Below are 26,490 nucleotides of genomic sequence, written 5' to 3' on the forward strand. Positions count from 1 at the left end.
CTTTCACTCCTCTTCGGGGGCCGGCTCCGGGAGGATGGTGAGGCGCACCGAGGTGATCTCCCGCTCGCTCGCGCTTTCCACGGTGATGTCCGCCCGCCCGATGGTCAGCCGCGTCCCCTTCTCCGGGATGTCGCCCAGCTTCTCCAGGATGAGGCCGGCGATGGTCACCGCCTCCTCCTCGGGGAGGTCCAGCTCCAAGGTGCGGTTGATGGTACGGATCTCCGCGTCCCCGTCCACCAACGCCTCGGTCGCCGAAAGCCGGCGGATGAGCGGTCGGGACCGGCGCCGGTCGTACTCGTCCTCGATCTCGCCCACGATCTCCTCCAGGATGTCCTCCAGGGTGACGATGCCTGCCACCCCGCCGTACTCGTCCACCACCACCGCCATGTGGGACCGCTCCTGCTGGAACTGCCGCAGGAGCGCGCTGATCGGCTTGGTGGTGGGGACGTAGGATACCGGCCGCAGGATGTTCGTCAGCGACACATCCGCCTGGCAGTCTCCCAGGTACGCGAGGAGGTCCTTGGCGTGGAGCACGCCGATCACGTGGTCCCGCACCCCCCGGTACACCGGGAATCGAGAATGGCCGTCGGCGACCACGAACTTGAGCACCTCTGGCAGAGGCGTCCCGACCTCGATGGCCTTCATGTCCATGCGGGGGACCATGACGTCCTCGGCGGTGATCTCGTCCAGGGCCAGGATCCGCTCCATCATCTCCCCGTGCTGGGGGGAGATGGCGCCCCGCTCCTCACCGGCCTCGATCAAGGACAGGAGCTGTTCTTTCGAGAGCGGCGTCTTCTCCCGCACCAGGAACTCCTCCCCGAGCGGGCGGACGAGGCCCCTGGACACAGCGCGCATGGCGCGCACCACCGGGCGGCTGATTCGGGTCAGCCCCCACACCGGCACCACCACCGCCAATGCCACCGCCTCCGGCCGGTTCTTGGCCAGGTTCTTGGGGGTGATCTCGCCGATGACGAGGAGGAGGGCGGTCATGACGAACGTGGTGATGAGCCCGGAGGCGTAGGTGGGCAGGGCAGCCGGCAGCAGCTGCAGGAAGACCAGCGTGGCCAACGCCGCTGCCCCCACGTTGACGAGGTTGTTGAAGATGAGGAGGCAGGTGATCAGATCGTTGGGCTCCCTGAGCAGGTGCTCGAGGGCCTTGGCCTGGCGGCGGGAGCGGGCGTGGGTGAGGAGGTGGCGAACCCTCGGGTCAGGAAGGGAAGTCAGGGCCGTCTCCGCCCCAGAGAAGAACGCGGACAGAAGGAGGAGGAAGATCAACAAGATGCTTCGCGATCCCGTCGTCACCCTTTGCATCACCCCTTGGCATTATAGTCCCTACGTGGCCCGAGCGGGGCAGAGCCGGGGTGCCGAGGTGCCGGTACAATTTCACCAAAGGAGGGACGTTGGATCTAGAGGAACTGCGCAAGCTGTGCGCCATCCTTCGGGAAGAGGGGTTGACCGAGCTCACCGTAGAGGAAGGAGGGCGGCGCATCACCCTCCGGCGGGCCGCCGTCGCCGCCCCGGGCCCGGCGGCCGCCCCCCCGGAGGTAGGGGTGCTGATCCGCTCGCCGGTGGTGGGCACGTTCTGGTCCCGTCCGGCGCCGGATCAGCCATCCTTCGTGAAGGTGGGGGATCGGGTGGTCCCGGGCCAGGTGGTGTGCGTCGTGGAAGCGATGAAGGTGATGAACGAGGTCCGCGCGGAAGCAAGCGGAGTGGTGGAGGAAGTGCTGGCCGAGGACGGGAGCCCGGTGGAGTACGGCCAGCCCCTGTTCCGGTTGCGGGTGGGTTAGGGTGGAGAAGGTCCTGATCGCCAACCGTGGCGAGATCGCCCTCCGCATCCTCGAGGCGTGCCGGGAGGAGGGGTTGACCACGGTGGCCGTGTTCTCCGAGGCCGAGCGAGGGGCGCTCCACGTGCGGGAGGCGGCGGAGGCGATCTGCATCGGCCCCGCCGATCCCCGCCGCTCGTATCTTTCCATCCCCGCCCTCATCGCCGCGTGCGAGGTCAGCGGAGCGGATGCCCTCCACCCCGGGTATGGGTTCCTGTCCGAGAACGAGGACCTGGCCGAGGTGTGCGCAGAGCACGGCATCACGTTCATCGGCCCCCCGCCGGAGGTGCTCCACCTGGCCAACGACAAGGTGGAGGCCAAGCGGCGGGTGGCCCAAGCCGGGGTGCCGGTGCTCCCGGGGAGCGAGCCGCTCGACGGGGAAGCCGACCTCATGGTCCGCGCGAACGAGCTCGGGTTCCCCCTCCTCCTCAAGGCAGTGGCCGGGGGCGGGGGGCGGGGGATCCGCCTCGTGCGCTCGGAGGAGGAGCTGCGGGCGCTCCTCCCCCGGGCCCGCGAGGAGGCCAGGGTCGCGTTCGGCGACGGGCGCCTATTCTTGGAGCGATGGCTGCCCTCCCCCCGCCACGTGGAGGTGCAGATCCTGGCCGATGCCCATGGCCACGTGGTGTACTGGGGCACCCGCGACTGCACCGTGCAGCGGCGCCACCAGAAGCTGGTGGAGGAGGCGCCAGCCCCCGGGTTGGCTCCTGGGCAGCGGGCCCGGCTGTGCGCGGCCGCGGTGCGTGCGGCGCGGGCCCTCGGGTACGTGGGCGTGGGCACGGTGGAATTCCTTGTGGACGGCGACGACTTCTACTTCATCGAGGTCAACGCCCGCATCCAGGTGGAGCACCCGGTGTCGGAGGTGCTGGTGGGCCGGAACCTGGTGCGGGAGCAACTGCGCCTCGCCCGGGGAGCCCCCCTCGGCTACGAGCAAGAGCAGGTGGAGCTGTGGGGCCACGCCATCGAGTGCCGGATCAACGCCGAGGACCCGGCCCGCGGGTTCCTCCCCTCCTCCGGCCGCTTGTGGATCGACCACCTGCCCGGGGGGATCGGCGTGCGGGTGGACACCCACCTCTACCAGGGCATGGAGGTCCTCCCCTACTACGATCCCCTGCTGGCCAAGGTCATCGCCCACGGCGAGACGCGGGAGGAGGCCCGGGTGCGCCTGTACTCCGCGTTGAGGCGGTTCCAGGTCCGGGGGATCAGCACCAACCGGGACCTGCTCCTGGAGATCATCTCCCACCCCGACTTCGCGTCCGGCCGCCTGGCCACCGATTTCCTTGAGCGGCTTTCCCCCGGCCTGTAGACTCCCCTGTGTGTTCGAATCCCTGACCGATCGGCTTTCCCAGGTCTTCCAGCGCCTCCGCGGCCAAGGCCGCCTTTCCCCGGCCGAGGTAGAGAGCGGGCTGCGCGAGATCCGGCAAGCCCTGCTCGCCGCCGACGTGCACTACCAGGTGGTGCGGGATTTCCTTGCTCGGGTGGAGGAGCGGGCGATCGGGGAGAAGGTGGCGGAGTCCCTGACCCCGGCTCAGCAGCTCCTCGGCATCGTGCGCCAGGAGATGGCGGCGGTGATGGGTGAGGCGGCCAAGCTGCGCCTGGCCGGTCGGCCAGCGGTGGTGGTGCTCGTGGGACCGGCCGGGTCGGGCAAGACCACCACTGCCGGGAAGCTCGCCCGGTACCTCGCGCACAAGGGCCATAGATCCCTCCTCGTATGCGCAGACCCGTACCGGCCCGCAGCCGCCGAGCAACTGGCAACCCTCGCCGCCCGGGTGGGGGCGGCGTTCGCCCAAGCCGGGGCCGACCCGGTGGCCGGGGTAGCGGCAGCGGTGGACCAGGCCCGGCGGGACCTCCTGGACGTGTTGATCGTGGACACGCCTGGGGCCCCGCCCGGGACCCCGCCCCCGGGGTTTCTGGTGGAGGTGGTGGCCCGGGTGAAGCCGGGCGACGTCCTTCTGGTGCTGGACGCGATGGTGGGACAGGAGGCGGTGGGGATGGCCGCGGCGTTCGCCCCGCTCGGCGTGACGGGGGTCGTGTTGACCAAGCTGGACGGCGACGCCCGGGGTGGGGCTGCCCTGTCCCTGCCCAGCCGCCTCGGCCGGCCGGTGACGTTCGTGGGCGTGGGGGAAAAACCGGAGGACCTGGAGGCGTTCTACCCGGAGCGGATGGCCGACCGCATCCTCGGCCTGGGAGACCTGGCGGGGCTCGCGGAGAAACTGGAGGAGGCCGGGGGCGAACGGCTGGCGGTGACCGCGGCCCGGGCCCGGGAGGGGGCGCTCACCCTGGACGATTTCCTCGCTCAGCTCGAGGCGATGGGCCGGGCCGGGCCCCTGGACCAACTGCTTTCCCGGATACCGGGCTTGGGGAAGATGGCCGCCGATCCCGAGCTGGAGGCGGAGCTCAAGCGGACTCGAGCCATCATCCAATCGATGACGGTTGAGGAGCGCCGTCACCCCCATATAATCGGAGCCAGCCGGAAGCGGCGGATCGCCAGGGGTTCGGGGACCACCGTACAGGAAGTGAACCAACTCCTGTCCCAGTACGAGCAGGCCCGGCGGCTCGTCCGCGAGTGGAGCCGGCGACGGGTGCCTCCGGGACGGGGTGGGTTTCCCAAGATGACGAGGTGATGGCATGGCGGCAAGGATCAGGTTGATGCGGGTGGGCAAGCGGAAGCAGCCCAGCTACCGGGTGGTCGTGGTGGATGCGGCGGAGAAGCGGGACGGCCGTACGGTGGCCGAAATCGGCTATTACAATCCGCTCGCCCAGCCGGCAGAGGTTGCGGTGGACGTGGAAGCAGCCCTGGCCTGGCTCCAGAAGGGGGCCCAGCCCACCCCGGCCGCGCGGCGGCTCCTTTCCCGAAGCGGCGTCATGCGGGCCTGGCACGAGGCCCGCTACGGCCGGCCCAAGGCCGAAGGGGATGCTGGCTGAACTGGCCCGCTACCTCCTGCGGGCGGTCAGCGATCGCCCGGCGGAGGTCCAGGTGGACCATGTGTGGTCTGCCCACGTCGATTTCCTATTCTTGCGCGTACCTGAATCCGACCAAACCCGATTGAGCCCCCGGGACCGGGACGCGCTGGCAAGGGTAATCGAGACGGTGGGGGCGCGGACCGGGCGCACGGTGATGGTGGACTGGCGATGAGGTTCGACGTCGTCACCTTGTACCCAGACATGCTCCTGCCCTTCTTCTCGGAGGGGATCCTCCGCGGGGCGCAGGACAAGGGGCTCATCGAGATCCACGTCCACGACCTGCACGCGTTCTCCCCGGACCCCCGGGGCATTGTGGACGACCGTCCGTTCGGGGGAGGGGCGGGGATGGTGATGCGGCCAGAGCCGTTCTTCCGAGCGATCACCGCCGTCGAACGGGAGGCCGGGAGGCCGCCGTACGTGGTGCTCCTCTCCGCCCAAGGGGTCCTGTTCCGCCAGGAGATCGCCAAGGCCCTCGCCCGCCAGTGGGCCGTAACCCTGTTGTGTGGTCGGTACGAAGGGGTGGACGAGCGGCTGGCCGCGCGTGCCGACTTGGAACTCTCCATCGGGGACTACGTGCTCGCCGGGGGGGAGCTGGCAGCGGCGGCGGTGGTGGAGGCCACGGCGCGGATGGTGCCCGGGGTGGTAGGGCGATACCAATCCGCGGCCACCGATTCCTTCTTCGCCGGTCCCCGCCTCGGCTACCCCCAGTACACCCGACCACGGGCCTTCCAGGGGATGAGCGTGCCCGATGTCCTCCTCTCCGGGGACCACGAGCGTATCCGCCGCTACAGAGAGCGGGAGGCGTGGCGCAAGACCCTCCGCAACCGCCCCGATCTCCTCAGCCTGAACCTTCCGCCCCGCCCCTCCGCTGGTCCAGCCAAGCCTGCAGGATGAGGACCGCGGAGACCTCGTCCTCCTTGGCCCGACGCTTCCGCCAGGACCGGCCGCCCTCGCGCAGGGCGCGGTCGGCCTCGATCGAGGTCAGGCGCTCATCCACGTAGTGGAGGGGGAGTCCGGCCCGTTCGGCCACGGTCTCGGCCAGGGCCCGTACCTTGGCCGCTTGCTCCCCCTCCGTCCCGTTCATGTTCAGGGGAAGCCCGACCACGATCGCCACCGCCCCGAGCTCCCGGGCGAGCCGGGCGAGGCAAGCGACATCTTCCCCCGGCGACCGCCGGTGGTAGACCCCACGGCCCTGGGCCACCGTCCCGGTCTCGTCGGAGGCGGCGATCCCCACCCGCCGATCGCCGATGTCGAACGCGATCGCCCTCATGTCTTGGCGAGAATGGCCAGCGCGCGCCGGATCATCTCCTCCACCGAGGCGTCCGGGCACTCCCGAACGAGCTTCTCCACGGCCCGCCGGGCCTCGGCCTCGGAGAACCCGAGCACCCTGGAGGTGAGGGCCCGCAGCACCACCTGTTCCTTCTCCCCCATCGGCTTGGACACGCCCGGGGCCCACTTGGCCAGGCGCTCGGAGAGCTCAACCATCACCCGCTGAGCGGTGCGGCGGCCGATCCCCTTCACCCCGTCGAGGGCCGACAGGTCCCCGCACCGCACCGCGGCCGCAAGCTCGGTCGGGGGCAGGGCGGCCACCAGGCGAAACGCGAGCTTGGGCCCGACCTGGGGCACGGAGAGGAGGGCCACGAACATCTCCCGTTCCTCGCGGGTGGCGAACCCGAAGAGGTCAAGGCCGTCCTCGCGCACCACGAGGTGGGTGAAGAGGTGCACCGACTCCCCTAGCGAGATCTGGCCTACGGTACGGCCGGGCACGGCCACCCGCAGGCCGAGCCCGCCCAGGGCCAGGACCAGGAAGTCCTCCCCCCGCTCCACGGCCGTGCCCGCTAGGAACTCAACCAGGACCGACCTCCTCCACCTGGCCCCACGGGGCTACCGCAGCCCGGAGGACGGGGAACTTCTCCTGGGGAAGGGCCACGGTGAGCCTCACCTGCTCCCCCACTTCCTGGCCCAGGATGCGCGCCCCCAGCCGTTCTATTTGAGCCAGGGCTGCGCCCATTCGCCCGGGCGAGATGACCACCCACACCTGGACCTCGGGGACCAACTCCCGCACGCCGGCGAGGCTGAGGGCCTCCCGGGCCGCATCCCGGTACGCCCGAGCTAGGTTCCCAACCCCGAGCTTCACCCCGCCGAAGTACCGGACCACCGCCACCAGCACTCCGCCCAGGTCTTCGGCCTCCAGAAGCGAACGGATCGGACGGCCCGCCGATCCGGCCGGCTCGCCGTCATCGCTGGCGCGGGCCTCGCCGGTGGCGAGACGATACGCGTGCGGGATGTGACGGGCCCCGTGATGCTCCCGCCGCAGCCGGCCGAGCTCGTGCTCCACCTGCTCTACGGACACCACCGGCACGGCGAACGCGAGGAACCGGGACCGTTCCCGGGTGATCTTGGCCTGAGCGGCCCGCACGATGGTCCTCATCCCACGCAGGGAGGGGACTCGTCCCGGCTCAGGTCGGAAAGGTCGGCGAATGCCCGGTCGACCTTGGCCTCCTCCCCGACGAGGAGCAGGGTCACCGCACCGGTCCCCGGACCGACCCCGCCGCTCGCCACGTGCGCTGCCCGCACGCCGTACACGATCTCCACCGCCTCCACCTCGGTCACCACCGTGCCCGTGAGCGGATAGAGGCCCACCTTGAACCCGGCCGACCATTTGAGCCGCCCCGCCCCGAGCTCCTGGGCGAGATCGGCCACGGAGCCGTGGATGGACTTGGCACAGGAGACGGGGATCACGACCTCCACCCCCCGGGCCAGGGCGGGCGGCACGAACTTCCCCACCGTGCCCCCGGCCTCCGAGGCCATGAACACCCCGCACATCCCGTCGGGGTCGAGGACGTTGGCTCCTTTGACGAGCACGTCCCCGCAGGCGAGCTCGGCGATCACCTCGTCCAGGGCAAGCTCAACCGGCTGCCCATGGCGGAGGACAAGGGGCCTCATTTGGCGTTCAGGAGGCACCCAGGTCAGGCCCTCCCCGATGTAGCCAGCGCAAAAGCGCTCCTTCTCCACCGGCCGCCCGAGGAGCTCCTCGGCCACGTAGGCGTTGGTCGTGCCCAGGGTCACCACGACCAGGCCCTCCCGCAGGGCCCGTCGCACCTGGGGCAGGGCGGCCACCCCGCGGGCGATGAGCCGCCGCGACGCCGCCGGCGAGAGGACCACCACCGCCCGGGCCTCACTTGCCTGTCCACAATGGGCCATGCTATAACAGTAGCCAACGGAAGACGACTTGGCAAAGGGGTGAACATGGTCTTCACGCGCGAACAGTACGAACGCGAACGCCGCGAGTTCCGCTGGAACATCCCCGACGGGTACAACATCGCCGCGGTGGTAGACGCCCACGCCAGGGCCCGCCCCGATCGGGCCTGCATCCTGTGGGAATCGGAGTCCGGGGAAAAGCGGGCCCTCACGTGGCGGCAGCTTTCGGATCTTTCCTCCCGGTTCGCCGCGGTGCTGATGCGGCTTGGGGTTCGGAAAGGGGATCCTGTGCTCCACATCTTTCCCCGGCTTCCCGAGGCGTTCATCGCCCAGATCGGCACGTTCAAAGCAGGCGGGGTGGCCGTGCCGTGCACGGAGATGGTGCGGGCCAAGGACATCGTGTACCGGGCGGAAACCGCAGGCGCCCGGGTGGTGGTGGCCCACACGATCACGTTCGACGAGGTGGAGGCAGCGCGGGGGCAGTGCCCACTGGAGCACTTCATCCTCATCGGCGGCGAGCGGGACGGGTGGCTCCAGTTCGAGAAGGAAGTGGAACGCGCCCCGGCCGTCCCCCCGGTGCCTACCTCCGCCCACGATCCGATGACGATCAACTTCACCTCTGGCACCACCGGCAACCCCAAGCCCGTGATGCACCGGCACCGCTGGATGTACGGGCATTCCCGCGTCACCGCCCGCTACTGGTGGGACGCGTCCCCGGACGACCTGATCTGGGCCACCACCGCCCCGGGGTGGGCGAAGTGGTACTGGTCGCCGCTGGGGGTCGGGCTGACCACCGGGGCAACCCAGTTCGTGTACCACGGGAAGTTCGACGCCGAGCGGTACCTGGAACTGCTCACCCGCTACCCGATCACCAAACTCTGTGCCACCCCCACCGAATACCGGATGATCGTCCAGGTACCAAACCTGAGTCGATACAAGATCTCTTTGAAGGATGCGCTCTCGGCCGGGGAGCCCCTGAACGTGGAGCCGATCGAGGTGTTCCGCGACGCGTTCGGGGTCACGATCCGCGACGGGTACGGGCAAACGGAGTCGGTGTGCCTGGTGTGCAACTACCCGGGGCTTCCCGTGAAACCCGGATCCATGGGCGTCCCCACCCCAGGCCCCGGGGCGACCCCGGTGGACGAGGAGGGCCAGCCGGTGGGGCCGGGGGAGGTGGGGGAGATCGCGGTCCCGGTGGGGAGCCCTGGGATCTTCGACGGGTACTGGAGGGACCCCGACCTCACCCGCCAGGTGTTCTCCGGGAAGTGGTACCGCACCGGGGACCTGGTGCGGGTGGACGAGGAGGGCTACTTCTTCTTCGAGGGCCGGGCCGACGACGTGATCAAGGCCTCGGGGTACCGGATCGGGCCGTTCGAAGTGGAGGACGCCCTTGTTTCCCACCCGGCGGTGGTGGAGGCGGCGGTGATCGGGGCTCCGCATCCGGTGCGGGGCCAGATCGTGAAGGCGTTCGTGGTCCTGGCCCGGGGGTACCAGCCGTCGGAGGCATTGGTCCAGGAGCTCCAGGATCACGTGAAGCAGGTCACCGCTCCCTACAAGTACCCGCGGGAGATCGAGTTCGTGACCGACCTCCCCAAGACCCCGAGCGGCAAGATCAAGCGTGCCGAGCTGCGGAAGCGTGAGCTGGAGCACCATGGAGGTGGAACGTGAAACGCGGGCTTCTCGTGGCCGTGTTGTGCCCGGCCGTGGCCCTCGGCCAAGGGATCGGGCTCGGGGTGTGGGCCGATGCCCTCGACCTGGCCGGGACGAAGGCCTACGTGCTGGATCTGGCCGATGATCTCGGCGCCCCGCCGGAGGCCCTGGCCGAACTCGTGGGGTTCCTCGCCGAGGTGCCTGACCTCCTTCCGTTCCCCCTCCTCGGTGGGTTCATCTCCGTGCCCCTCCCTGCGGGGGCCCTGGAGGTGGAATGGGCAGTCCTCACCGACGGGATCCTGCGAGGCTTGGGCCTGTGGCCGCTGGGTGGGGTGGACCTCGCCGACCCCCCGGTGCACGTGGACTTCGGGCTTTCCGCCTACCACTTGGGCCTCTCGTGGTGGGGCCGGCTGGACTTGGCGGTCCTCGCGGTGGGCATGGGGGCGGGGCTGGGGTTCTCCGGGGGCGGGGTCGTACCCGAGGCCACGTCCACCGATCCGGTCCTGGCCGACCTCATCGCCCAACTTCCCCTCGCGGGGATCACCTGGTCCGCCGGTGGGGCCACGCTCGCCGCGGACGTCGAGCTCGGGCTCCCGTTCTTGCGCCTGTTCGTCCGAGGTGGCCTGTTCTTCCCCCTGTTCCAAGCGCCCGGGGCGTGGGGGATCCGCGTGGGGGGGTACACCGGGGCGGCAGGACTGGTGATCCGGTTCTGATTCCCACCCCGGTAAAACCAGGCCTTGGCGAGGGAGGCAGTGACGGACGAAAAGGAGCTGGTGCGGCTTGCGGTGGAGGCGCGAAAGCGCGCCTACGCCCCGTACTCGAAGTTCCCGGTGGGGGCGGCCCTCCTCGCCGCGGACGGCCGCGTGTTCACCGGGGGCAACGTGGAGAACGCGTCCTACGGCCTCACGGTCTGCGCGGAACGGGTGGCCCTGTTCAAGGCCGTGTCCGAGGGGGCCCGGGATTTCCTCGCCCTGGCCGTGGCCTGCGGGGACGCCCCGTGTTCCCCGTGCGGGGCGTGCCGGCAGGTGCTTTACGAGTTCGCCCCGGATCTCCTCGTGATCATGGCCGACGGGGAGGGGCAAAAGTGCCGTACGGCCTGCCTTTCCGAGCTTTTGCCCCACGGCTTTGGCCCGAAGAACCTCGGCAAATAAGAGGGCTCGGATAACCATGAGCGTAGGCCAGGGGCTTGTGTTGGCCCTTGTTCTCCTGGGGAGCGTTTGGGCTTGGGGTATGGGGAGATGGCCTGGGCGATCCAGGAGGTCCCCTTTGCCCTGGAGCTAGAGTATGCGGGTGATCCCCTTGTTGCCCTGCGCTTCCCCGGCCGGCCTTTTATGTGGAGGGTTGGCCTGGCCGGCGCTACCTCACCGGAAAGCCTTTGGTGGTGGAAAGCGGTGGAGAAGTATGCCTCACCTACCGGGTTACTGACGGGCGGGTAGCCCGGGTGGTCCTCCGGATGGTGGAGGAAGGGGTGGTCCAGGTCAGGTTTTCTATCGCAGGTAAAGCCCGGTGGGAACGGCTAGGGGTGGTCTTGGAGGTGGGGGCAGAGGAGGGGTTCTACGGGCTCATGGAGCGGCCGGAGCAGGGGATACTCCACGAGCACTTTCCGCCCCGCCTCTCCGGGCTCAATTTACGGGGCCAGACGGTCTGGCTCTATATCCTTCCCACCCACGCCCTCTACGCTCCGTTTTTCGTCTCGTCCCGGGGATGGGGCCTGTACGTGGAGAGCTCATGGCCGGGGATCTTCCGGTTCGGCCGGGATGCCCTCGGCCGGCTTACCCCAACCCAGGTTACGGTGGGGTACGAAGGGCCGGAGCTTGTGTTTCGGGTGTTGCCTGGCCCCACTCCCCTCGACGTTGTGGCCCGCTACGCCCGCACCGTGGGAACCGCCGTCCTCCCCCCGCGGTGGGCGTTCGGGCCCTGGCGGTGGCGGGACGAGGCCTGGAACCTCCCCACGTTCTACGACGGGACCCCTAACCCCACCCCGTCCAACTCGATGGTGGTGGAGGATGTGCTGATGATGGAGGCCCTGGGGATCCCGTGCTCCGTGTACATCCTGGACCGGCCGTGGGCGGAAGGCCCCTTGGGCTATGGGACCCTCGCGTTCGACCCGGTCCGGTTCCCCAATGCCCCGGCGATGCTGGCCTGGCTGCGGGAAAAGGGGATCCATCCCGTCCTTTGGGTCGGGCCCTGGGTCACCGACCCCGTGCGGCAGGAGGCCCTCTCCTACGGCTACCACGTGCGGAACGCGATCCCCTTCCTTCCGGAAGCCTCCTCGACTTCGCGAACCCAGAGGCCGTCTCTTGGTGGCAAGAGAAACTCGTCCCTTTGATCGAGCTGGGGATCGCCGGGTTCAAGCTGGACCGAGGGGATGAAAAAGTCCCCGATGGCCTCGTTTTCCAGGGACGCTACGCCGACGGCACGGACTACCGGGAGGGACACAACGCGTATCCTCTTTGGTTTGCCCGCGCGGCCGGGGCCTTCGCCCGGGCCGGGGTGGAGGAGTTCTGGTGCGGGCGGGGTGGGCTGGGAGCTCCCGGTATGCGGTGGCGTGGGGCGGGGATCCCGCGGCGAGCGTGTGGGGCCTTCGGGAATCCATCATCGCCCTCCAGCGCGCCGCCGTGATCAACTTCCCGATCTGGGGTTCGGACACCGAAGGATACGTGGGGCGGCCCAGCCGGGAGGTCCTGGCCCGGTGGCTTGGGTTCTCCTGCTTCTCGCCGATCATGGAGGTCGGCCCCACCGCCAACCTCGCCCCCTGGGCGTGGGCCCCGGATGGGGCCAAAGCTCAGGTGGACGCGCAGGGCTACCACTTTGAACCAAGCTACGACGAGGAGCTCGTGGCCATCTGGATCCTTTACGCCAGGCTCCATGCGGATCTTGCCGACTACCTCTACGAGCAAGCGAGGGTGGCCCACGAGCGGGGGGCCCCCATCGTGCGGCCCATGGCCCTCGCCTTCCCCGGCCGTCCCGAGTACGTGGACGGTTGGGATCAGTACCTCCTCGGCCCGGACATCCTGGTGCGGCCGATGTGGGAGCCGGGGGCGACCCAAGTGGCGGTGCTCATCCCCGAGGGCACCTGGGTGGACGTGTGGACGGGGGCCGTGGTCCGGGGACCAACCACGGCGGTGGTGGCCGTCCCCCTCCACGTGATCCCCGTGTTCGTCCGGGCAGGGAGCGACCTCTCCCTCGGGGACCTTTGGGCGCGGTGGGAGGAGGCCCAAGCCCGGGCCCGCGCCCGCCCGAACCTGCCAGCCCTGGCGGGCTCGGTGCGCTAAGCTGTGTTCTGCTTACCTCCGAAACGGCCGTGCACTATAATGGACCCAAGTTCAGGGGAAGGGGGTGGAAGCCGACTGCAATGAGGTAAGCAAGATTTCAATCCGGGAGACGATTGCTAAGGAGGGTGTGATGCGGCGATGGTGGGCAGTGTTAGCAGTGGTGTTGGCAGTAGGCTTGGTAAGCCAGGCTCAAGTATTGAGGATCGCATTCGACGCGGCCGACCTCAAGACCCTGGATCCCCACTACGCGGCGGCGACGATGGACCGGGCGGTGGTGGACATGTTGTTCAACGGTCTCGTCCGCTACAAGCCCGGGGACATCACCGCGTTCGAGCCGGACCTGGCCGAGTCGTGGGAGGTCTCCACCGACGGGCTCACCTGGACGTTCCACCTCCGGCCGAAGGTGCAGGTCCATCCGTTCCCGGGGGCCCCGGAGGGGTATGAGCTCACGAGCGAGGACGTGGTGTTCTCCCTCCAGAAGGCCGCGGATAAAGACCGCTCGGCCTACGCCGGGGAATACGTGGGGATGAGGTTCGAGGCGGTGGACCCGTACACGGTGCGGATCATCCTGGACAAGGCCCTCTCCCCGTCGTTGTTCCTCCCCAAGGTGGCGGATTACGCCGGTGGGTTCATCGTCCCAAAGGGGCCGTACGAGGCCCTTGGGCCCCGGTTCGCCACCAACCCGGTGGGCACAGGGCCGTTCCAGTTCGCTGAGTACGTGCCCACCCAGAAGGTGCGGCTTGTTCGGAACGACCGGTACTTCCGGGGGGCTCCCCTCCTCGCGGGGGTGGAGGTATGGTACATGCCCGATGTGACCGCGCGCCTGAGCGCCCTCGTCACCGGGGAGGTCCACGTGATCGAGGGGGTGCGGGAGCAGGCGTGGGTGGAGGCGGTGAAGCGCATGCCGGGGGCGGTGGTGGACGTGTTCGGCCCCGGGGAGACCGAGGTCCTCCACCTCAACATGTCCAAGGACCCCATCACGAACCTCCAGGTGCGCCAGGCCATCGCCTACGCCATCAGCCGGGAGGAAGTGATCACCGCCATCGGGCCCGATGTGGCTGAGCCGCTGTGCGCCGCGGTCCCGCCCTACCTCGCCGGCGGCCTCACCTGCGCCGAGGCCGCGGAAAAGGGGCTCCTCTATGAGGCCAACCTGGAGCTGGCCCGCAACCTCCTCGCCGCGGCCGGCTACCCCAACGGGTTTGCGATCAGCGCCTACATCACCGAGCGCGCTTCCTACCGAAAGCCGTTCGAGAACGTGCAGGCCCAGCTCGCCCGGGTTGGGATCCGCCTGAACATCACGGTGGTGGACCACTCCTCCTTCCACACCCTGATCCGCCAGGACGTGAACCCACTCGTCCACTACGAGGCGTGGCGACCGAGCGCCGATGCGTTCCTGACCCGGTTCTACCACTCGGCCTCGACCGTGGTCACCGGGGCCAAGCCGGACACAAACTTCTCCCATGTGACCTCCGTCGACGGGCTGATCGAGGCCGCCCGCTACGAGCTCGACCCGGCCCGCCAGGCCGAGCTGTGGAAGGAAGCCCAGGTGAAGCTTCTCGAGGAGCTTGCCTCCTATCCGCTCTACGTCCTCAAGTTCGTGTTCGCCCGGTCGGAGAAGGTGGACTACGGGTACGTGCTGCGGTCCTCGCTCGCCCTGTATCCTCAAGTCACCGAACTAACCCGAATTAAGTGAATCCGGTTGGGGGCGGGCCGAATCCGCCCGCCCCCTTCTTGATCCCGGACCAATGGTGCGGTACACGGTGCGACGGCTGTTGGTGGCGTTCCCTACGCTCCTTGCCGTGTACACCCTGGTGTTTCTGTTCGTGCGGGTGGCACCGGGGGACCCAGCGGTAGCGGCCCTGGGCGACTATGCCTCGGCAGAGGCAGTGCAGGCCCTACGCGAACGGATGGGGCTCACCGCCCCGTTGTGGATCCAGTACGGCCGGACCCTGGCGGGGTACCTAAGGGGAGACCTCGGACGGTCCCTCATCACCGGCATCCCCGTTGGGCAGCAGGTCGCCACCGCCCTCCCCCACACCTTGGAGCTCACGTTCGCTGGGATCGTCATCGGGGCCATCCTTGGGATTCCCACCGGCATCCTCACTGCCGTGCGCCGCAACCGCCTCCCCGACTACGTGGGCCGCACCCTCGCCCTGGTGGGCCTGTCCATCCCCGCCTTCTACCTCGGGATCCTCCTCATCCTCGGGTTCGCCGTGCAGCTACGGTGGTTCCCGGTGATGGGGTCGGGCCCGTTCTCTGACGCGCGCGCGAACTTGCGGCACCTCGCGCTCCCAGCCCTCACCTTGGGGATCATCATGACCTCGTTCGTGACGCGCATGACCCGGTCCTCACTCCTCACCGTGCTTCGGGAGGACTACGTGCGCACCGGGCGGGCCAAGGGCCTGCGGGAGCGGACCGTGGTGTACCTCCACGCCCTGCGCAACGCCCTGATCCCGGTGGTGTCGGTGCTGGGGATCCAGGCGGCGGTGCTCATCGGGGACTCGGTGATGACGGAGATCGTGTTCTCCCGGCCGGGCCTGGGCCGCCTCATGGTCCAGGCCATGATGCAGCGGGACTACATCGCCCTCCAAGGGTTGATCGTCATCTATGGGGCACTTGTGGTCCTTGTTAACCTCGTCACCGACCTTTCCTACGGGCTCATCGACCCCCGGATCCGCTATGAGTAGGTGGATGCGCAGCCGACGGGTGCGGGCGTTCCTGCGGAACAGGACCGCCGTAGCCGGGGCGGTCCTCGCCGCAGCCGTGACCCTGGGTGCCTTGGTCGCCCCGGCAGTGGCCCCCCATGACCCCCTCATCCAGGACGTGTACCACATGCTCGCCCCCCCGGGCGGACCCTACCCCCTCGGGACCGACGATCTCGGGCGCGATGTGCTGTCGCGCATCTTGTACGGGGCCCGGGTGTCCATCACGGTCGGCGTGTTCTCCGTTCTCATTGGAACAGGAATAGGGACGTTCGTTGGCTTGGTGGCTGGCTATTTCGGAGGGCCGCTGGAGCTCGGGGTGATGCGGGTGGTGGACATCCTCATGTCCTTTCCGGTCCTGGTGATGGGGCTCATGTTCATGGCCATCCTCGGCACGGGGATGGACAAGCTCATCGTCGCGATCGGGCTCGTGCTCACCCCCCAAATCGCCCGACTCGCTCACGGGGCGGTGGTGGCCCTACGGGAGATGGAGTACATCACGGCAGCCCGGGCCGCGGGGGCGGGGCCGTGGCGCATCCTACGACGGCATGTGCTCCCCAACGTAGCCGGAGAGATCCTGGTCATGGCCACCCTGTGGATGGCCACGGCCATCCGGGTGGAGGCGAACCTGTCGTTCATCGGGCTTGGGGTGTCCCCACCCACGCCCACTTGGGGGAACATGATCCGGGAAGGGGTGCGGTGGCTGGTGGTGACCCCATGGCTTTCGGTGTTTCCAGGCCTAGCCATCGTCATCGCCGTGCTTGGGTTCAACATGGTGGGGGACGGCCTGCGGGATGCGATGGACCCGAAACTCCTCTGATCAGGCGAGGAGGATTCCCAGGGCGATGCCCACCGCCCCGAGCAGGGCGGCCACCGCGGCCCGGTCCAGGGTGAACCGGGGAAGACGAGGGTGGAACCGCCGCACCGCAAGGTACAGGCCGTAGCCGGCCCCGGCCCCGAGGAACGCCTCGCCCCACGCTCCCGGGGTCATGAGCCCCGAAAACTCCGCCAGCCCCCATAGCCCAAACCCCACCACCGCTCCCATGAGAAGGCCCATGCCCCCGAACCCACCCCGGCGGCCGGCCGGGCGGAGGAGGGGGAGGAGCTTGGAGAAGGAGGCGGCGGTGCCCACCCCGAGGGCGAAAAGAACCCATTTGGCTACGGGAGGGGCCCCGATCGCCAGCGCCCCTTTGGCCGCAAACCCCGCCAGGGGCGGAAGAGCGGCGATGGCCCACGTCCCCACCCCCAGGGCCAAGGCTGAAGGGAGGGGGAGGCGACCGGCCAGGGCGGGGATGGACCGAACGCCCGTCCCTTCGATTCCCGTGCCGGCGGCGAGGAACAAAAGCCCCTTGAACAGGCCATGGGCCACGGCATACAGGATCGCCCCAAACTGGGCCGGCCCGCCCAGCCCAAGGCCGATCAGGACATACCCAAGCTGGGACACGGTGGAGAAGGCAAGGAAAACCTTCAAATCCGGCTCCCAGATGGCATAAGTGAGGCCGCCGAACCCGGTGAGGAGCCCGAGGGCGATGAGCATCGGCCCCACCGGAAACGCTTCCGCGAGCCGGGCCAGGGCCACGGCCCCCATATTCACCACCACCCCCGAGAGAACCGCGGACACCCCGGTCGGGGCGTAGCCGTGGGCGGGCGGGAGCCAAAGCCCGAACAGGAACAGGCCCCCCTTGACCGCCGCCCCGGCCAAAGGCAGCCCCACCCCTACCGCGAGCGCAGGATCGGAAAGATCAAGGGACATGGCGGCGATTTCACTTATCGAGAGCGTCCCGAGCTTCCCGTACACGAGCCCAAGCCCAAATAGATACAAGGTCATCCCCACCGTGGCCAAAATGAGGTACTGCAAGCTCGCCCACACCGCCCTGACCTTGCCCTCGTACCCGGTGAGGAGGAAGGAAAGGAGGGAGGCCAGCTCCAGCGCCACGTACAGGTTGAACAGGTCCCGGGAGAGCACCGCGGCCAAGCACGTCCCCATGAGGAGGGCGAGAAGGGGGTGGAACGCCCCGGTCCGGTGCCGTTCGTGCCACAGGACCACGGTGTGGACAACCAGGATGAGGGCCCAGAACGCCAGGGCCAGGGTATCCCCGGCCACCGGGATCCCCCACGGAACGCCGCCCACCACCCCTTCCGGGAACCCCGGGGCCCAGGCGGCCAGGGCGGCGAGCCCGGCCAGGATGGCCAGGGCCGCGCACAGGCGGGCCTTCCCGAGGAGGCCCACCACCCCCAAGGCCAGGTATGCCAAAACCCCCACCAGGGCAGCGTTCATGGCTCCTCCGGTTCCCGGTCCAGCTTGTGGACGTCCTGGGTGTGGCGGTGCTCGGTGAGGAAGATCACGTACACCAGGGCCAGGGCGAGGGTGGCGAAGTGGATGACGATCGCGGTGAGGACCAGGGCCTGGGGGAGGGGATCGGCGGCCGGCCCTGAGCCGAGGCCCGCGATGGGCGGCCGGGCCCCCGGCCGATGGCTCAGGGCCACCAGGAACAGGATCGCCCCGCCCGCAGCCACGTTGAGGCCGAGGAGCTTCCAGATCACGTTGCGGCGCCGCACGAGCGTCCACAGGCCCAGTCCGGCCAAGGCGATCCCGAGCGCCGCAGCAGCGATGCCCTCCACTTTACACCTCCCCCCGCGTGCTCGCGAAGTGGTGGAGCACCACCCATGCCCCGATCGCCACCTCCAGGCCGATCAGGACGTTGGCGCCCACCAGGAGCCAACTTCCCCGCCAGCTCAGGACCAGGATGAGCCCGCCCAGGGCAAGGAGGGCGGCGATGGCCCCGTACTCCACCCGCTCCAGCGACGGTTCGTGCAGCTCCTGGCTCAAGCGGTCCACGCCCTTGGCCAGGGCGAGGAGGAGGAGCCCCGAGCCGAGGATGGCCCCGGCCGGAAATCCTCCCCCCGGGCCGAGGTGGCCGCTTCCCGCGATGTAGACGCTCAGGACCACGATCGGCCCGAGCAGGATGTCCGCGGCCCGGGTGAGGAGAGGCGTCTCCGCCACCGGGGGAAGGGCCCGCCCCAGAAGAGACCGCTCGCCCTCGGCGAGCGGCGTCCCTCTCAGGGGCCGCAGCCCCATCCGCACCCCGACCAGGGCCATCGCGTACACCAAGACCTCGAGCAGGGTGTCCCACAGACGGGCGCCGAGCACGATCGCCGCCACCGCGTTCCGCGCCCCGAAGGCCGCGGCCGCCTCCTCCCAACGGGGCACAGGGGGCCGGGGAAACAGCCCCCACGTCCCCAGGGCGAGGAGGCCGACCAACGCCACCACGGCCGCCCCAGCGAGCCACCTCATCCCAGGTACCTTTCCCGAAGGCGCTCAAGCTCCCCGCTCGCCTCGAGTTCGCCCAAGAACACCTCTAACGCCTGATGGACTTCCTCTTCCCCAGGGGCCACGGCGAACCGGAACGCGAGGTCCTCCAGGGCGGCCGTTTCCGCCTCGCCGACCCGATCGCGCAACTGCCATTCCCACAGGCGCAGGAGGTCCACCACCGCCTCGCCGAGATCGCCTCGGCTCAATGCGGAGGCCAGCTCCTGGGGGTCCTCGTAGGTGGGCCCGCCAGGAGGGAGGTGGTCCTGGCCGCGGTCGCCGGCCACCGCCCCGCACGGGCCGGGGCCGGTGCGGACGGCGATCATCCGGGTGGGCACGAGGGGCCGGGAGAGGAGCACCCTCTCCCCTTCCCGGGGAAGGAATCCGCCCGCGGCGAGATCGGCCTCACCTGCGGCGAGGAGCCGAGGGACGTCCGTCCGGGCCACCCACAGGACCTCGATGTCCCGATGGAGCCACCGTCCGAACCGCTCCAGGATCTCCCACTCCAGCCCGGCCACCGCGTCCCCTTCCTGGTACAGGAGGGGGCAGACCTCGGTGGCCGCCACCACGAGACGCCCGGTCCGGCGCAGGGCAAGAAGGTAGATGAACGTGACCAGGGCAAACCCCACCGCGGCCTCGGTGAGGGCCACGTCCGGGGCCGCCAAAAACAGGTACACCCCGGCCAGGGCCAGGGAGTGCGCCCCGACCCCGATCACCCCCCACAGGAGGCGCCGCCGGGTGAGTGCGAACACAGCGAGCGCCAGAGTCAGCGCGCACAGGAGCATCGTGGCCATGCTCACCGATCCTTGGGACGATGGCCGCGCACGAACGCGCCCTTGGCGATGGCGTGGGTGGCAAGCGGTCCGGAAAAGAGGAGGCACAGGATCAGGAGCACCATGATCCCGCTCCCGGGCCCCCATCCCGCGCGGAGGATGAGCCCCACCAAGAACAGCGTTGCCCCCCCGGTGTCGGCCACCCCGGCCGCCTGGAGCCGATCGTAAGGATCGCGGAACCGGATCATGCCCAGGCCCCCGAGGAGGAGCGGGGCCACCCCCAGCCCCAGGAGCACGTCCCCGATCATCGTTCCCCCCGTTCCCCGAACCTGGCCACCAGAACCGTGCCCAAAAACCCGAGCACGGCGTAGGCCAGGGCCACGTCGAGGAGGAGGCCGTGGCCGGAGAGGGCGGCCTCGGCGGCGAGGAGAAGGGCCACCCGCACGTTCAGCGCCGCCGCGCCGCACAGGCGGTCCCACAAGGTCGGCCCGCGCCATAGCACGAAAAGCGGGGGAAGCGCCGCCGCGGCCACCGCCACCTCGATGGCGATCCTCATCCCCAAAGCCTTTCCAGGATCCGCTCCACGGTGGCGAGCCCGGGAAGCTCCGGTCCCGGCGGGCGGTGGAGACAGTGCACGTAAAGGAGGTCCCCTTCGATGAGGAGGGCGATCGTGCCCGGGGTCACGGTGATCGCCCACAGGAGGAGAAGCTGGCCCAGTTCCGAGCGCAGCCGCACCGGCACCGCCACGATCCCCGGCCGGGCGGTTCCGGCCAAGATCGCCCACCCGGTGGAGGCCACCGCCTGGGCCACCCGGCCTGCCACCACGACCGCGAACGCGAGCCACAGGTCCCACCGGATCCAGGCCGAGACTGGGAACGGAAGGCGAACGCGCCCCACGGCCAGAGCGATGAGGAGGCATGCGGGAAACGCAGCGCCCAAGGATATCACGGGCCACGCCGCTCCCCGCCAGAGAAGCGCCCACAGGCCCCAAAGGAGCGCCCCAACCACGATCCCCCCGATCCAACGTGCCATGGCCGTTTCAAGTATACCGGGGGAGCGCGCTTGCCCGGGACCCGGTCCCATGGTAGCCTCAACTTGGTCGCGTGATCCTGGGAGGATAGGAGGGGTTATGGACAATTGGTGGCGGGATTTCCTTTCGTTCCGGCGGTACATCACCCCGGCCGTGATGCCGGCCGTGTTCTGGATCGGGGTAGCCATCGCCATCATCATGGGCCTCATCACCATCATCGAGGGGGCACGGGCCCGGGTGGGGGCGGATGCGCGGCTCATCGCCTGGGGCATCATCATCCTGTTCCTCGGCCCCCTGTTCGTCCGCATCCTGTGTGAGCTGGTAATGACGTTCTTCCGCGGCGAGGACTAGCACGGCGGAAGATGCGGGTACGGCTGTGGAAACGGTGCGGTTCGAACCGCTCACCCCGGACCGGGTGTCGCTCCTCGCCGGGTTGTGCGACGCCTGTCTCTAATGGGAGGATCCCCAGGCGTTTGCCGCGAGGCTCCCCAAAGAGGAGTCCCTTGCCCGCAAAGCGCAGTGGCTCGCCACCCATCCCGAGGCCGGCGGAGTCGTGGCGTCCGTGGGAGGCGCGCCGGCCGGGTTCGTCCTCATCGGTCCGGCTTGGCTCTTCCCGCAGGCGGGCGCGTATTCCTCCGGGCCCCCATCCGCGGATGCGGCGTTCGTGGCTTGTCTCTTCGTCTCCTCGACCGCCCGGGCCCGTGGCCTCGGCCGGGCCCTTGTCCGAGCGGCGGAAGGGTGGGCACGGGCCCACCGGTATCCGGCCGTGGAGGCGTTCGCTCGGGCGGGTGACGCCAACAACCCGTCTGGCCCGCTTGGGTTCTGGGAACGGTGCGGGTACCGGGTGACCCGCGCCGCCGACGCGTTTCCCTTGGTGCGCAAGGAACTCACGCTTCCGCCCCCGGCCCAACGCGGTTGACCCGAAGGCTTTCTTTCGCCCACACCGGGGCGGAAGGCCCCCCATGGGCGGCCGAGGTACAATCGAAGGCCATGCGGGGGCTCGCCCTTGCTGTGCTGTTCCTCGTCGGCCCCGGGCTCCTTGCCGCGGGGTCGGAGGTGGTGAAGCTCGTGCTGGACGGCACGGTGAACCCGGCCACCAGTGCCTACATCCTGCGTGGCCTGCGGGTGGCGGAGCGGGCAGGGGCAGCGCTGGTGGTGCTGGAGCTAGACACCCCCGGGGGGTTGGACAGCGCGATGAAGGAGATCATGGAGGGGATCCTCGCCTCCAAGGTGCCGGTGGTGGTGTGGGTGGGCCCGGCCGGGGCGCGGGCGGCGTCGGCGGGCACGTTCATCCTCCTTGCTGCGGACGTGGCGGCCATGGCCCGCGGGACGAGCGTGGGGGCGGCGCACCCGGTGGCGATCACCGGCGAGGCGCCGCAGGAGGAGGACCCCATGGCCCAGAAGATCGTCAACGACGCGGCCGCCCGCATCCGGTCCGTGGCCGAGCTGCGGGGGCGAAACGCGGACTGGGCGGAGCGTGCGGTGCGGGAGTCGGCCACCGCCACCGCGCCGGAGGCCCTGGATCTGGGGATCATCGACCTCGTAGCCGACTCCATCCCCGAGCTCCTGGCCCACTTGGACGGGCTCATCCTGCGCGACGGCCGTGTCCTCCGCACCCAGGGGCTCCCGGTGCGCGAGGTGGGCATGAGCCTGAAGGACCGGTTCTTCTCCTACCTCGCCGACCCGAACCTGGTGTACATCCTGCTCATGGTGGGCCTGTACGGGCTGATCTACGAGTTCTTTACCCCGGGGATTGGACTCGGGCTCATCGTTGGCGGCACGTCCCTGCTTCTGGCCCTGCTCGGGCTCCAGATCCTGCCCATCAGCCTGGTGGGGATCGGCCTCATCCTGTTCGGGGTGCTCCTGATGGTGCTGGACGCGTTCACGCCCACGAACGGCCTCCTCACCGCCGGAGGGGTGGTAAGCCTCCTCATCGGTTCGTTCTCCCTATTCGACATCGAGAGCCCGGTGATCGGGCTATCGTGGGTCACGGTGGCGGCCACGGTGGGGACGTTGACCCTGATCTTCCTGTTCATCGTGTCCAAAGGACTCCTGGCCCAACGCCACCGCCCGCGCCCCCTCACCACGATGGTGGGCCTCGCCGGGGTGGCCAAGGAAGATCTGTCCCCGGAGGGGTGGGTGGTGGTGAAGGGCGAGTACTGGCGGGCCCGAGCACAAGGGGAGCCGATCCACAAGGGCGACCGGGTGACCGTGGTCGCCCAGGAGGGCCGCCACCTCGTGGTGCGACGCCACCCGTAGGTCCTCTCAATCCTCCTTCAGCCACTCCCGAAACTTCTCCTTGATCCTCCGCTCCAACCTCTCCCCAAGCTCGTCCCAGTCCACGTCCTCCTCGGCCCCGGCCCAGCGGGCCAATCCCCGCTTGATCTTGGACTCGATTCCGCGTCCGTACTCCTCCCACCGGCGCTGCCTGTGCCACGCCAGCTTGAGCCGCCAGGCAGCGCCGATCCCCGCCCAGGCAAACAGGAGGATCAGGAGGAACCACAGGCCACACGCCTGGAGATAGGAGAGGGGCTTGTAGATCTCCAGATGCCCGGCGACGATGGTGTTCCACAGCATCATGATCACCCAGCTGAAGAAAAAGAACGCGGCCACGCCCCCGCCGGCGACCAACCTCGTCAGCAATCTCATCGGATCCACCTCCTTGAGTGCCAGGGCCATTCTACCAAGGCGTCGGCCTTTATGGCCGACGCCGTCCCTCCATGGGCGACGTCAATTCCTTAGCACCGGCTGGGCCAGGCGATGCGCTCCCCACCGAGAGTCAACGAACCGCCGGAACGCGTCCTGGATCGCGGGGTGACGCAAGGGAAGGCCGTCGGGCTCCTCCCAGTACCCAAGCACGTGCAGGGTCCTGGTTTTCGCGTCGTAGCGGCCGTCGAACCGGGCCACGAACCGCCCCCGGTGAAGCACGGGGAGCACGTAGTACCCGTACCGGCGGTGGGCCGGCTTCTTGTACACCTCCCACGCGTACTCGAAGCCCCACACCTTCTTCAGGGCGGCCCGGCACCAAAGGAGCGGATCAAGCGGGGCGAGGAACCGGGCGCGGTCGGAAAGCGGCGCCCGCTCGGCCGCGGCCAGGCGTTCCTCGGCGTCCGGCGGGGCGTAGAACGGGGTGCGAACCCCCTCCACCTGGACCAGGGCGATGTGGCCTTCCTCCACCAGGTGCCCGGCGAGCCCGCTTGGGCGGGTCTCGCCCCCGGCGGCCATGAGGGCCCGAAACCACGGGAACTCCTCGATTGGGATCGCGCACAGCACCTTGTCCCAGTACTCGAACCCCAGCCGCTTTCGGTGCAGAAGGTCCAGGAACTCCCCCGGGTGCGTGCCGTCCACACGGGCCTGGATCACGAGGTCGTGGTTCCGGCCAAGGACCGGCAGGGGATCGAGCTGGACCCCGCGCAGGTCGCGGAACGCCTGGCGAATGCCCTCGTCGCCGCGGGGTAGCTACGGCCGTGGAGCCCCACCGCGGAAAGCTGAAACAGGCGCGCCTCTTCCGTCGACCACCGGAGGACCATCGCCGGCCACTTTATCCAGGACTGACCCCCAAGCCCGGACGGGAATCGCGAACCTGTAGCTCACTCCTTCCCCCACGTCACGACGGAAACCCCGGGGCTCAGCGAGAACGGGAGTTCGATCCCCGCCCAGTCAACGAGTCTCACGGATCTCAGTTCGACCGTGACCGTTCCCTCGGGGTGCTTGGTCTGATCCACCACCACCTGGACCGTGACGAGCTTCCCAGCGCGGGCTTGGGTTCGGGAGGCTTCGACCTTGAACGTCAGCTCACCGGTTTCGGGGTCAAGGGTCTCCTCGACGATCCGGTAGGGAGCTTCGGCGATGAGCTTCAGGGATACGTCCTCTAACGTGAGAGGCGCGGTCGGCGTGTACCTGAATACGCCTTGGAACGTGCCCACCGTCTCGCCGTCGGTGGAGACCTCCACCTTCGAGTCCACCGACTGGAGCTGGATCTTGGGCTGTCCGAAGAAGATCGCCTTTGCGGGAAGGGCTTCCTGCACGCCGGAGAACTTCGTGAGCGCGGTAGGCAGGTACAACCAGTCGAACGGCAAGGCCTCCTCGACCTTCACCCGGTGGGAGAGGAGGAGGCTCCCTCCGAGCGGCATCTTCCCGCCCAAAACGAGGGTAGTGACGAGGGACAGCGACCCATTGTCAAGAACGAGTATCGGCTTGCCGTCGGGAGCAACGAGGTCAAGCTTGCCGAGGGCCGTCGCGTACCCGAGGAAGTTGCCACGGGTGTCGGAGAGGTCAACCCCTGTGATCTGGGACGAGACCGTCCCCTTGGAGACCAGCTCAAGATGATCCACACGAATCGGGGTGTGGTTGCGGTCGTTGTCGGTCAGGGTGAGGGTGGAGTAGGTGAGGGACGACGGCACGGTGGTGAACACCCGCCCAGCGTCGGGGACGTTGAGCACAACCTGTTCGAACCCGGCTGCGACCACCTGGTCTGGAATCGGATCGGAGAAGGTGAACGCCTGCTCCTGGGGTCCCTGTTTCCCCTCGCGAACGGTGATCCTCCACGTGGGAGCAACGGTCGCAGGGTCCTTGGGGAGGAACGTTGTCGGAACTGTCACCCACAGACGCACGGGCCCTGGCCGCACCTCGTTGAACGTGTCGAAGGCCACGAACGCCGGCTCGGGGAGCGTCACGTTTACCCCGGCCGGGGCTTCGATCCGCGTCACGCCGTTGTTGATGTCCACGGTCCAGATGAGATCACGCGGACCATCGACACGCACCGCGACCACGTACAGGTGGTGGGTGTTCACGTCCCCGGTGTCCCACACCTCGGCCTCGGCGACGAGGAATACGTCCCCGGGGTTGAGCACACCGCCTTCCGGACCAGGGAGGCCCTGGGCACCAAAGCTTCCCTCGACCACAAAGGTTTCGGGAACGCCGTCGGTGAGATCGATCATCCCCCCTTCCTTGCCCTCCGACCACCACAGCCGGATTCGGGGCTGGATCGTGTGTCCGTGAACGATGCGGTCGGTGACCTTGACCCAGATCTCGAGCCAGGCCTCGCCGTCGTCGGGGATCATCCGCTCCTCAGCTGGACGGGAAAGAAGGACTTCCGCGATCGGGAGCCCTGGCCAACGGCCGAACACCGTCTTCTGGCCAGCGATCTCGATCCGCACCTCGACCCACTCGATCTCGGCGGCGGTCGCTGTCCCCACGTTGTCGATTTGAAGTCGGGTGAAGTACACGGGATCTCGGTTGCCCGCGTCGTTGTCGCGAAGCAGCGCACGCATCACGAGGCCGGTGTCGGTGGGGTTGAACGGCTTGTTCCCGTAACCAAGATCGCGGTACTCCTCGATCTGCCCGAACGCACCTACGCCCAGGATCAACATAGCCGCGAACATCACGAGTTTGCGCACGATCGCCTCCTTGGCTCACCAATGATACCGTACGAAGGAGGCAACGGTTGGAACGGCCAGATGAGAGGGACGAGCAGGATCACTACGTCGTAGGAGATCGCGGTGAGAAGCCCTCCTACCACGAGGTAGTCGGTGAACCGGTAGCCTGCGGTGAGGACAAGGGTGTTGGGAGGAGTCGCCACCGGCGTGGCGAACCCGGCGGCGCACGTCGCGGCGAGGGCCATCATCATTGGGTATGGGGATACGCCCATCTGTTGGCTCAAGAAGAGGGCGATTGGGGCAAGCATCGCGGTGACAGCAGAGCCTGTTGCCCAAACCCACAAACCCTGATGACAGGCGAACTCGGAAGGGGGCTACGGCCGCTCA

Annotated in this window: 32 protein-coding genes and 1 pseudogene; 17 read left to right on the forward strand and 16 right to left on the reverse strand. The window is 68.8% G+C overall.

What is annotated here, in order from left to right:
* Positions 1–3: 3 nt before the first annotated feature.
* Positions 4–1,311 carry a hemolysin family protein gene (locus NUV94_02640; GenBank protein MCR4391686.1) on the reverse strand — a complete coding sequence of 436 codons (1,308 nt, stop codon included), beginning with the start codon at positions 1,309–1,311 and terminating at the stop codon, positions 4–6.
* A 239-nt stretch (positions 1,312–1,550) separates the two neighbouring features.
* Here NUV94_02640 and NUV94_02645 point away from each other — a divergent pair, with 239 nt between their 5' ends.
* The 6 genes from NUV94_02645 to trmD are packed head-to-tail and all read left to right on the forward strand — an operon-like array spanning position 1,551 to position 5,678.
* Positions 1,551–1,787 carry a hypothetical protein gene (locus tag NUV94_02645; GenBank protein MCR4391687.1) on the forward strand — a complete coding sequence of 79 codons (237 nt, stop codon included), beginning with the start codon at positions 1,551–1,553 and terminating at the stop codon, positions 1,785–1,787.
* A 1-nt stretch (position 1,788) separates the two neighbouring features.
* The gene (locus NUV94_02650) at positions 1,789–3,126 is read left to right on the forward strand and encodes an ATP-grasp domain-containing protein (GenBank protein MCR4391688.1); all 1,338 of its coding nucleotides are present in this window, start codon (positions 1,789–1,791) and stop codon (positions 3,124–3,126) included.
* A 10-nt stretch (positions 3,127–3,136) separates the two neighbouring features.
* On the forward strand, positions 3,137–4,444 hold the full coding sequence (locus NUV94_02655; GenBank protein ID MCR4391689.1) for a signal recognition particle protein Srp54: 1,308 nt from the start codon (positions 3,137–3,139) through the stop codon (positions 4,442–4,444).
* Between the two features lie 4 nt (positions 4,445–4,448).
* Positions 4,449–4,745: a 30S ribosomal protein S16 gene (gene rpsP / locus NUV94_02660; GenBank protein MCR4391690.1), complete on the forward strand. Its 297-nt coding sequence runs from the start codon at positions 4,449–4,451 to the stop codon at positions 4,743–4,745.
* Positions 4,735–4,956: a hypothetical protein gene (locus NUV94_02665; GenBank protein MCR4391691.1), complete on the forward strand. Its 222-nt coding sequence runs from the start codon at positions 4,735–4,737 to the stop codon at positions 4,954–4,956. Before rpsP ends, NUV94_02665 begins: the two co-directional genes overlap by 11 nt.
* On the forward strand, positions 4,953–5,678 hold the full coding sequence (gene trmD / locus NUV94_02670) for a tRNA (guanosine(37)-N1)-methyltransferase TrmD (GenBank protein MCR4391692.1): 726 nt from the start codon (positions 4,953–4,955) through the stop codon (positions 5,676–5,678). The genes NUV94_02665 and trmD overlap by 4 nt, the downstream gene beginning before the upstream one ends.
* On the opposite strand, the gene ruvX is transcribed toward trmD, so the two are convergent.
* Genes ruvX through NUV94_02690 form a run of 4 tightly spaced genes read right to left on the reverse strand, consistent with a single transcriptional unit; the run spans position 5,623 to position 7,988 of the window.
* On the reverse strand, positions 5,623–6,054 hold the full coding sequence (gene ruvX / locus NUV94_02675; protein ID MCR4391693.1) for a Holliday junction resolvase RuvX: 432 nt from the start codon (positions 6,052–6,054) through the stop codon (positions 5,623–5,625). The two genes, trmD and ruvX, sit on opposite strands and share 56 nt — an antisense overlap.
* Positions 6,051–6,638, reverse strand: a complete 588-nt coding sequence (gene ruvA, locus NUV94_02680) for a Holliday junction branch migration protein RuvA (protein ID MCR4391694.1) — start codon at positions 6,636–6,638, stop codon at positions 6,051–6,053. Before ruvA ends, ruvX begins: the two co-directional genes overlap by 4 nt.
* Positions 6,631–7,215 carry a YigZ family protein gene (locus NUV94_02685; protein MCR4391695.1) on the reverse strand — a complete coding sequence of 195 codons (585 nt, stop codon included), beginning with the start codon at positions 7,213–7,215 and terminating at the stop codon, positions 6,631–6,633. Before NUV94_02685 ends, ruvA begins: the two co-directional genes overlap by 8 nt.
* Positions 7,212–7,988, reverse strand: a complete 777-nt coding sequence (locus tag NUV94_02690) for a hypothetical protein (GenBank protein MCR4391696.1) — start codon at positions 7,986–7,988, stop codon at positions 7,212–7,214. Before NUV94_02690 ends, NUV94_02685 begins: the two co-directional genes overlap by 4 nt.
* Before the next feature lie 45 nt (positions 7,989–8,033).
* On the opposite strand from NUV94_02690, the gene NUV94_02695 reads away from it, so the two are divergent.
* The 8 genes from NUV94_02695 to NUV94_02730 all read left to right on the forward strand — a co-directional run bounded on the left by NUV94_02695 (position 8,034) and on the right by NUV94_02730 (position 16,432).
* Positions 8,034–9,653, forward strand: coding sequence for an AMP-binding protein (locus NUV94_02695; protein MCR4391697.1), 1,620 nt, complete (start codon positions 8,034–8,036; stop codon positions 9,651–9,653).
* Positions 9,650–10,348, forward strand: a complete 699-nt coding sequence (locus NUV94_02700; GenBank protein ID MCR4391698.1) for a hypothetical protein — start codon at positions 9,650–9,652, stop codon at positions 10,346–10,348. The genes NUV94_02695 and NUV94_02700 overlap by 4 nt, the downstream gene beginning before the upstream one ends.
* A 39-nt stretch (positions 10,349–10,387) precedes the next feature.
* Positions 10,388–10,786 (forward strand): cytidine deaminase, encoded by a 399-nt coding sequence (locus tag NUV94_02705; GenBank protein MCR4391699.1) that lies wholly within the window; start codon positions 10,388–10,390, stop codon positions 10,784–10,786.
* A gap of 230 nt (positions 10,787–11,016) precedes the next feature.
* Positions 11,017–11,964: a hypothetical protein gene (locus NUV94_02710; protein MCR4391700.1), complete on the forward strand. Its 948-nt coding sequence runs from the start codon at positions 11,017–11,019 to the stop codon at positions 11,962–11,964.
* 124 nt (positions 11,965–12,088) lie between these two features.
* Positions 12,089–12,910, forward strand: a complete 822-nt coding sequence (locus NUV94_02715) for a glycoside hydrolase family 31 protein (GenBank protein MCR4391701.1) — start codon at positions 12,089–12,091, stop codon at positions 12,908–12,910.
* Between the two features lie 130 nt (positions 12,911–13,040).
* Positions 13,041–14,603, forward strand: a complete 1,563-nt coding sequence (locus NUV94_02720) for an ABC transporter substrate-binding protein (protein MCR4391702.1) — start codon at positions 13,041–13,043, stop codon at positions 14,601–14,603.
* Between the two features lie 52 nt (positions 14,604–14,655).
* A complete protein-coding gene (locus NUV94_02725; GenBank protein ID MCR4391703.1) occupies positions 14,656–15,597 on the forward strand; it encodes an ABC transporter permease in 942 nt (313 codons plus the stop codon).
* Between the two features lie 4 nt (positions 15,598–15,601).
* Entirely contained in the window at positions 15,602–16,432 is an 831-nt protein-coding gene (locus NUV94_02730; protein MCR4391704.1) for an ABC transporter permease, read from the forward strand.
* On the opposite strand, the gene NUV94_02735 is transcribed toward NUV94_02730, so the two are convergent.
* Genes NUV94_02735 through NUV94_02765 form a run of 7 tightly spaced genes read right to left on the reverse strand, consistent with a single transcriptional unit; the run spans position 16,433 to position 20,727 of the window.
* A complete protein-coding gene (locus NUV94_02735) occupies positions 16,433–17,890 on the reverse strand; it encodes a hypothetical protein (GenBank protein MCR4391705.1) in 1,458 nt (485 codons plus the stop codon).
* Positions 17,887–18,234 carry a cation:proton antiporter subunit C gene (locus NUV94_02740; GenBank protein MCR4391706.1) on the reverse strand — a complete coding sequence of 116 codons (348 nt, stop codon included), beginning with the start codon at positions 18,232–18,234 and terminating at the stop codon, positions 17,887–17,889. The genes NUV94_02735 and NUV94_02740 overlap by 4 nt, the downstream gene beginning before the upstream one ends.
* Before the next feature lies 1 nt (position 18,235).
* Positions 18,236–18,907 (reverse strand): hypothetical protein, encoded by a 672-nt coding sequence (locus NUV94_02745; GenBank protein MCR4391707.1) that lies wholly within the window; start codon positions 18,905–18,907, stop codon positions 18,236–18,238.
* Positions 18,904–19,716: a DUF4040 domain-containing protein gene (locus tag NUV94_02750; GenBank protein ID MCR4391708.1), complete on the reverse strand. Its 813-nt coding sequence runs from the start codon at positions 19,714–19,716 to the stop codon at positions 18,904–18,906. Before NUV94_02750 ends, NUV94_02745 begins: the two co-directional genes overlap by 4 nt.
* A 2-nt stretch (positions 19,717–19,718) precedes the next feature.
* Positions 19,719–20,003, reverse strand: coding sequence for a monovalent cation/H(+) antiporter subunit G (locus NUV94_02755; GenBank protein MCR4391709.1), 285 nt, complete (start codon positions 20,001–20,003; stop codon positions 19,719–19,721).
* On the reverse strand, positions 20,000–20,251 hold the full coding sequence (locus NUV94_02760) for a monovalent cation/H+ antiporter complex subunit F (GenBank protein MCR4391710.1): 252 nt from the start codon (positions 20,249–20,251) through the stop codon (positions 20,000–20,002). The genes NUV94_02755 and NUV94_02760 overlap by 4 nt, the downstream gene beginning before the upstream one ends.
* The gene (locus NUV94_02765; protein ID MCR4391711.1) at positions 20,248–20,727 is read right to left on the reverse strand and encodes a Na+/H+ antiporter subunit E; all 480 of its coding nucleotides are present in this window, start codon (positions 20,725–20,727) and stop codon (positions 20,248–20,250) included. The genes NUV94_02760 and NUV94_02765 overlap by 4 nt, the downstream gene beginning before the upstream one ends.
* Before the next feature lie 97 nt (positions 20,728–20,824).
* Between NUV94_02765 and NUV94_02770 the strand changes: the two genes are divergently transcribed.
* The 3 genes and pseudogenes from NUV94_02770 to NUV94_02780 all read left to right on the forward strand — a co-directional run bounded on the left by NUV94_02770 (position 20,825) and on the right by NUV94_02780 (position 22,984).
* A complete protein-coding gene (locus NUV94_02770; GenBank protein MCR4391712.1) occupies positions 20,825–21,076 on the forward strand; it encodes a DUF4282 domain-containing protein in 252 nt (83 codons plus the stop codon).
* Between the two features lie 154 nt (positions 21,077–21,230).
* Positions 21,231–21,644 (forward strand): annotated as a pseudogene (locus tag NUV94_02775) (GNAT family N-acetyltransferase).
* A 71-nt stretch (positions 21,645–21,715) separates the two neighbouring features.
* A complete protein-coding gene (locus NUV94_02780) occupies positions 21,716–22,984 on the forward strand; it encodes a nodulation protein NfeD (GenBank protein MCR4391713.1) in 1,269 nt (422 codons plus the stop codon).
* Between the two features lie 6 nt (positions 22,985–22,990).
* On the opposite strand, the gene NUV94_02785 is transcribed toward NUV94_02780, so the two are convergent.
* The 4 genes from NUV94_02785 to NUV94_02800 form a co-directional block, all read right to left on the reverse strand.
* Positions 22,991–23,374, reverse strand: a complete 384-nt coding sequence (locus tag NUV94_02785) for a hypothetical protein (GenBank protein ID MCR4391714.1) — start codon at positions 23,372–23,374, stop codon at positions 22,991–22,993.
* 81 nt (positions 23,375–23,455) lie between these two features.
* Entirely contained in the window at positions 23,456–24,088 is a 633-nt protein-coding gene (locus tag NUV94_02790) for a winged helix DNA-binding domain-containing protein (protein ID MCR4391715.1), read from the reverse strand.
* Positions 24,089–24,315: 227 nt separating this feature from the next.
* Entirely contained in the window at positions 24,316–26,124 is a 1,809-nt protein-coding gene (locus tag NUV94_02795) for a hypothetical protein (protein ID MCR4391716.1), read from the reverse strand.
* Entirely contained in the window at positions 26,109–26,447 is a 339-nt protein-coding gene (locus tag NUV94_02800; GenBank protein ID MCR4391717.1) for an anion permease, read from the reverse strand. The genes NUV94_02795 and NUV94_02800 overlap by 16 nt, the downstream gene beginning before the upstream one ends.
* Positions 26,448–26,490: the final 43 nt, after the last annotated feature.

The sequence above is a fragment of the Candidatus Acetothermia bacterium genome (assembly GCA_024653305.1).
Classification (GTDB): domain Bacteria; phylum Bipolaricaulota; class Bipolaricaulia; order Bipolaricaulales; family Bipolaricaulaceae; genus JACIWI01.

What these genes read in the sequence shown, in the direction of transcription:
- NUV94_02640 (MCR4391686.1), bottom strand. Translation starts at nt 1,311, where the DNA reads ATGCAAAGGGTGACGACGGGATCGCGAAGCATCTTGTTGATCTTCCTC.
- rpsP (MCR4391690.1), top strand. Translation starts at nt 4,449, where the DNA reads ATGGCGGCAAGGATCAGGTTGATGCGGGTGGGCAAGCGGAAGCAGCCC.
- NUV94_02665 (MCR4391691.1), top strand. Translation starts at nt 4,735, where the DNA reads ATGCTGGCTGAACTGGCCCGCTACCTCCTGCGGGCGGTCAGCGATCGC.
- trmD (MCR4391692.1), top strand. Translation starts at nt 4,953, where the DNA reads ATGAGGTTCGACGTCGTCACCTTGTACCCAGACATGCTCCTGCCCTTC.
- ruvX (MCR4391693.1), bottom strand. Translation starts at nt 6,054, where the DNA reads ATGAGGGCGATCGCGTTCGACATCGGCGATCGGCGGGTGGGGATCGCC.
- NUV94_02685 (MCR4391695.1), bottom strand. Translation starts at nt 7,215, where the DNA reads ATGAGGACCATCGTGCGGGCCGCTCAGGCCAAGATCACCCGGGAACGG.
- NUV94_02690 (MCR4391696.1), bottom strand. Translation starts at nt 7,988, where the DNA reads ATGGCCCATTGTGGACAGGCAAGTGAGGCCCGGGCGGTGGTGGTCCTC.
- NUV94_02695 (MCR4391697.1), top strand. Translation starts at nt 8,034, where the DNA reads ATGGTCTTCACGCGCGAACAGTACGAACGCGAACGCCGCGAGTTCCGC.
- NUV94_02720 (MCR4391702.1), top strand. Translation starts at nt 13,041, where the DNA reads ATGCGGCGATGGTGGGCAGTGTTAGCAGTGGTGTTGGCAGTAGGCTTG.
- NUV94_02725 (MCR4391703.1), top strand. Translation starts at nt 14,656, where the DNA reads ATGGTGCGGTACACGGTGCGACGGCTGTTGGTGGCGTTCCCTACGCTC.
- NUV94_02730 (MCR4391704.1), top strand. Translation starts at nt 15,602, where the DNA reads ATGCGCAGCCGACGGGTGCGGGCGTTCCTGCGGAACAGGACCGCCGTA.
- NUV94_02735 (MCR4391705.1), bottom strand. Translation starts at nt 17,890, where the DNA reads ATGAACGCTGCCCTGGTGGGGGTTTTGGCATACCTGGCCTTGGGGGTG.
- NUV94_02745 (MCR4391707.1), bottom strand. Translation starts at nt 18,907, where the DNA reads ATGAGGTGGCTCGCTGGGGCGGCCGTGGTGGCGTTGGTCGGCCTCCTC.
- NUV94_02750 (MCR4391708.1), bottom strand. Translation starts at nt 19,716, where the DNA reads ATGGCCACGATGCTCCTGTGCGCGCTGACTCTGGCGCTCGCTGTGTTC.
- NUV94_02755 (MCR4391709.1), bottom strand. Translation starts at nt 20,003, where the DNA reads ATGATCGGGGACGTGCTCCTGGGGCTGGGGGTGGCCCCGCTCCTCCTC.
- NUV94_02760 (MCR4391710.1), bottom strand. Translation starts at nt 20,251, where the DNA reads ATGAGGATCGCCATCGAGGTGGCGGTGGCCGCGGCGGCGCTTCCCCCG.
- NUV94_02765 (MCR4391711.1), bottom strand. Translation starts at nt 20,727, where the DNA reads ATGGCACGTTGGATCGGGGGGATCGTGGTTGGGGCGCTCCTTTGGGGC.
- NUV94_02770 (MCR4391712.1), top strand. Translation starts at nt 20,825, where the DNA reads ATGGACAATTGGTGGCGGGATTTCCTTTCGTTCCGGCGGTACATCACC.
- NUV94_02780 (MCR4391713.1), top strand. Translation starts at nt 21,716, where the DNA reads ATGCGGGGGCTCGCCCTTGCTGTGCTGTTCCTCGTCGGCCCCGGGCTC.
- NUV94_02785 (MCR4391714.1), bottom strand. Translation starts at nt 23,374, where the DNA reads ATGAGATTGCTGACGAGGTTGGTCGCCGGCGGGGGCGTGGCCGCGTTC.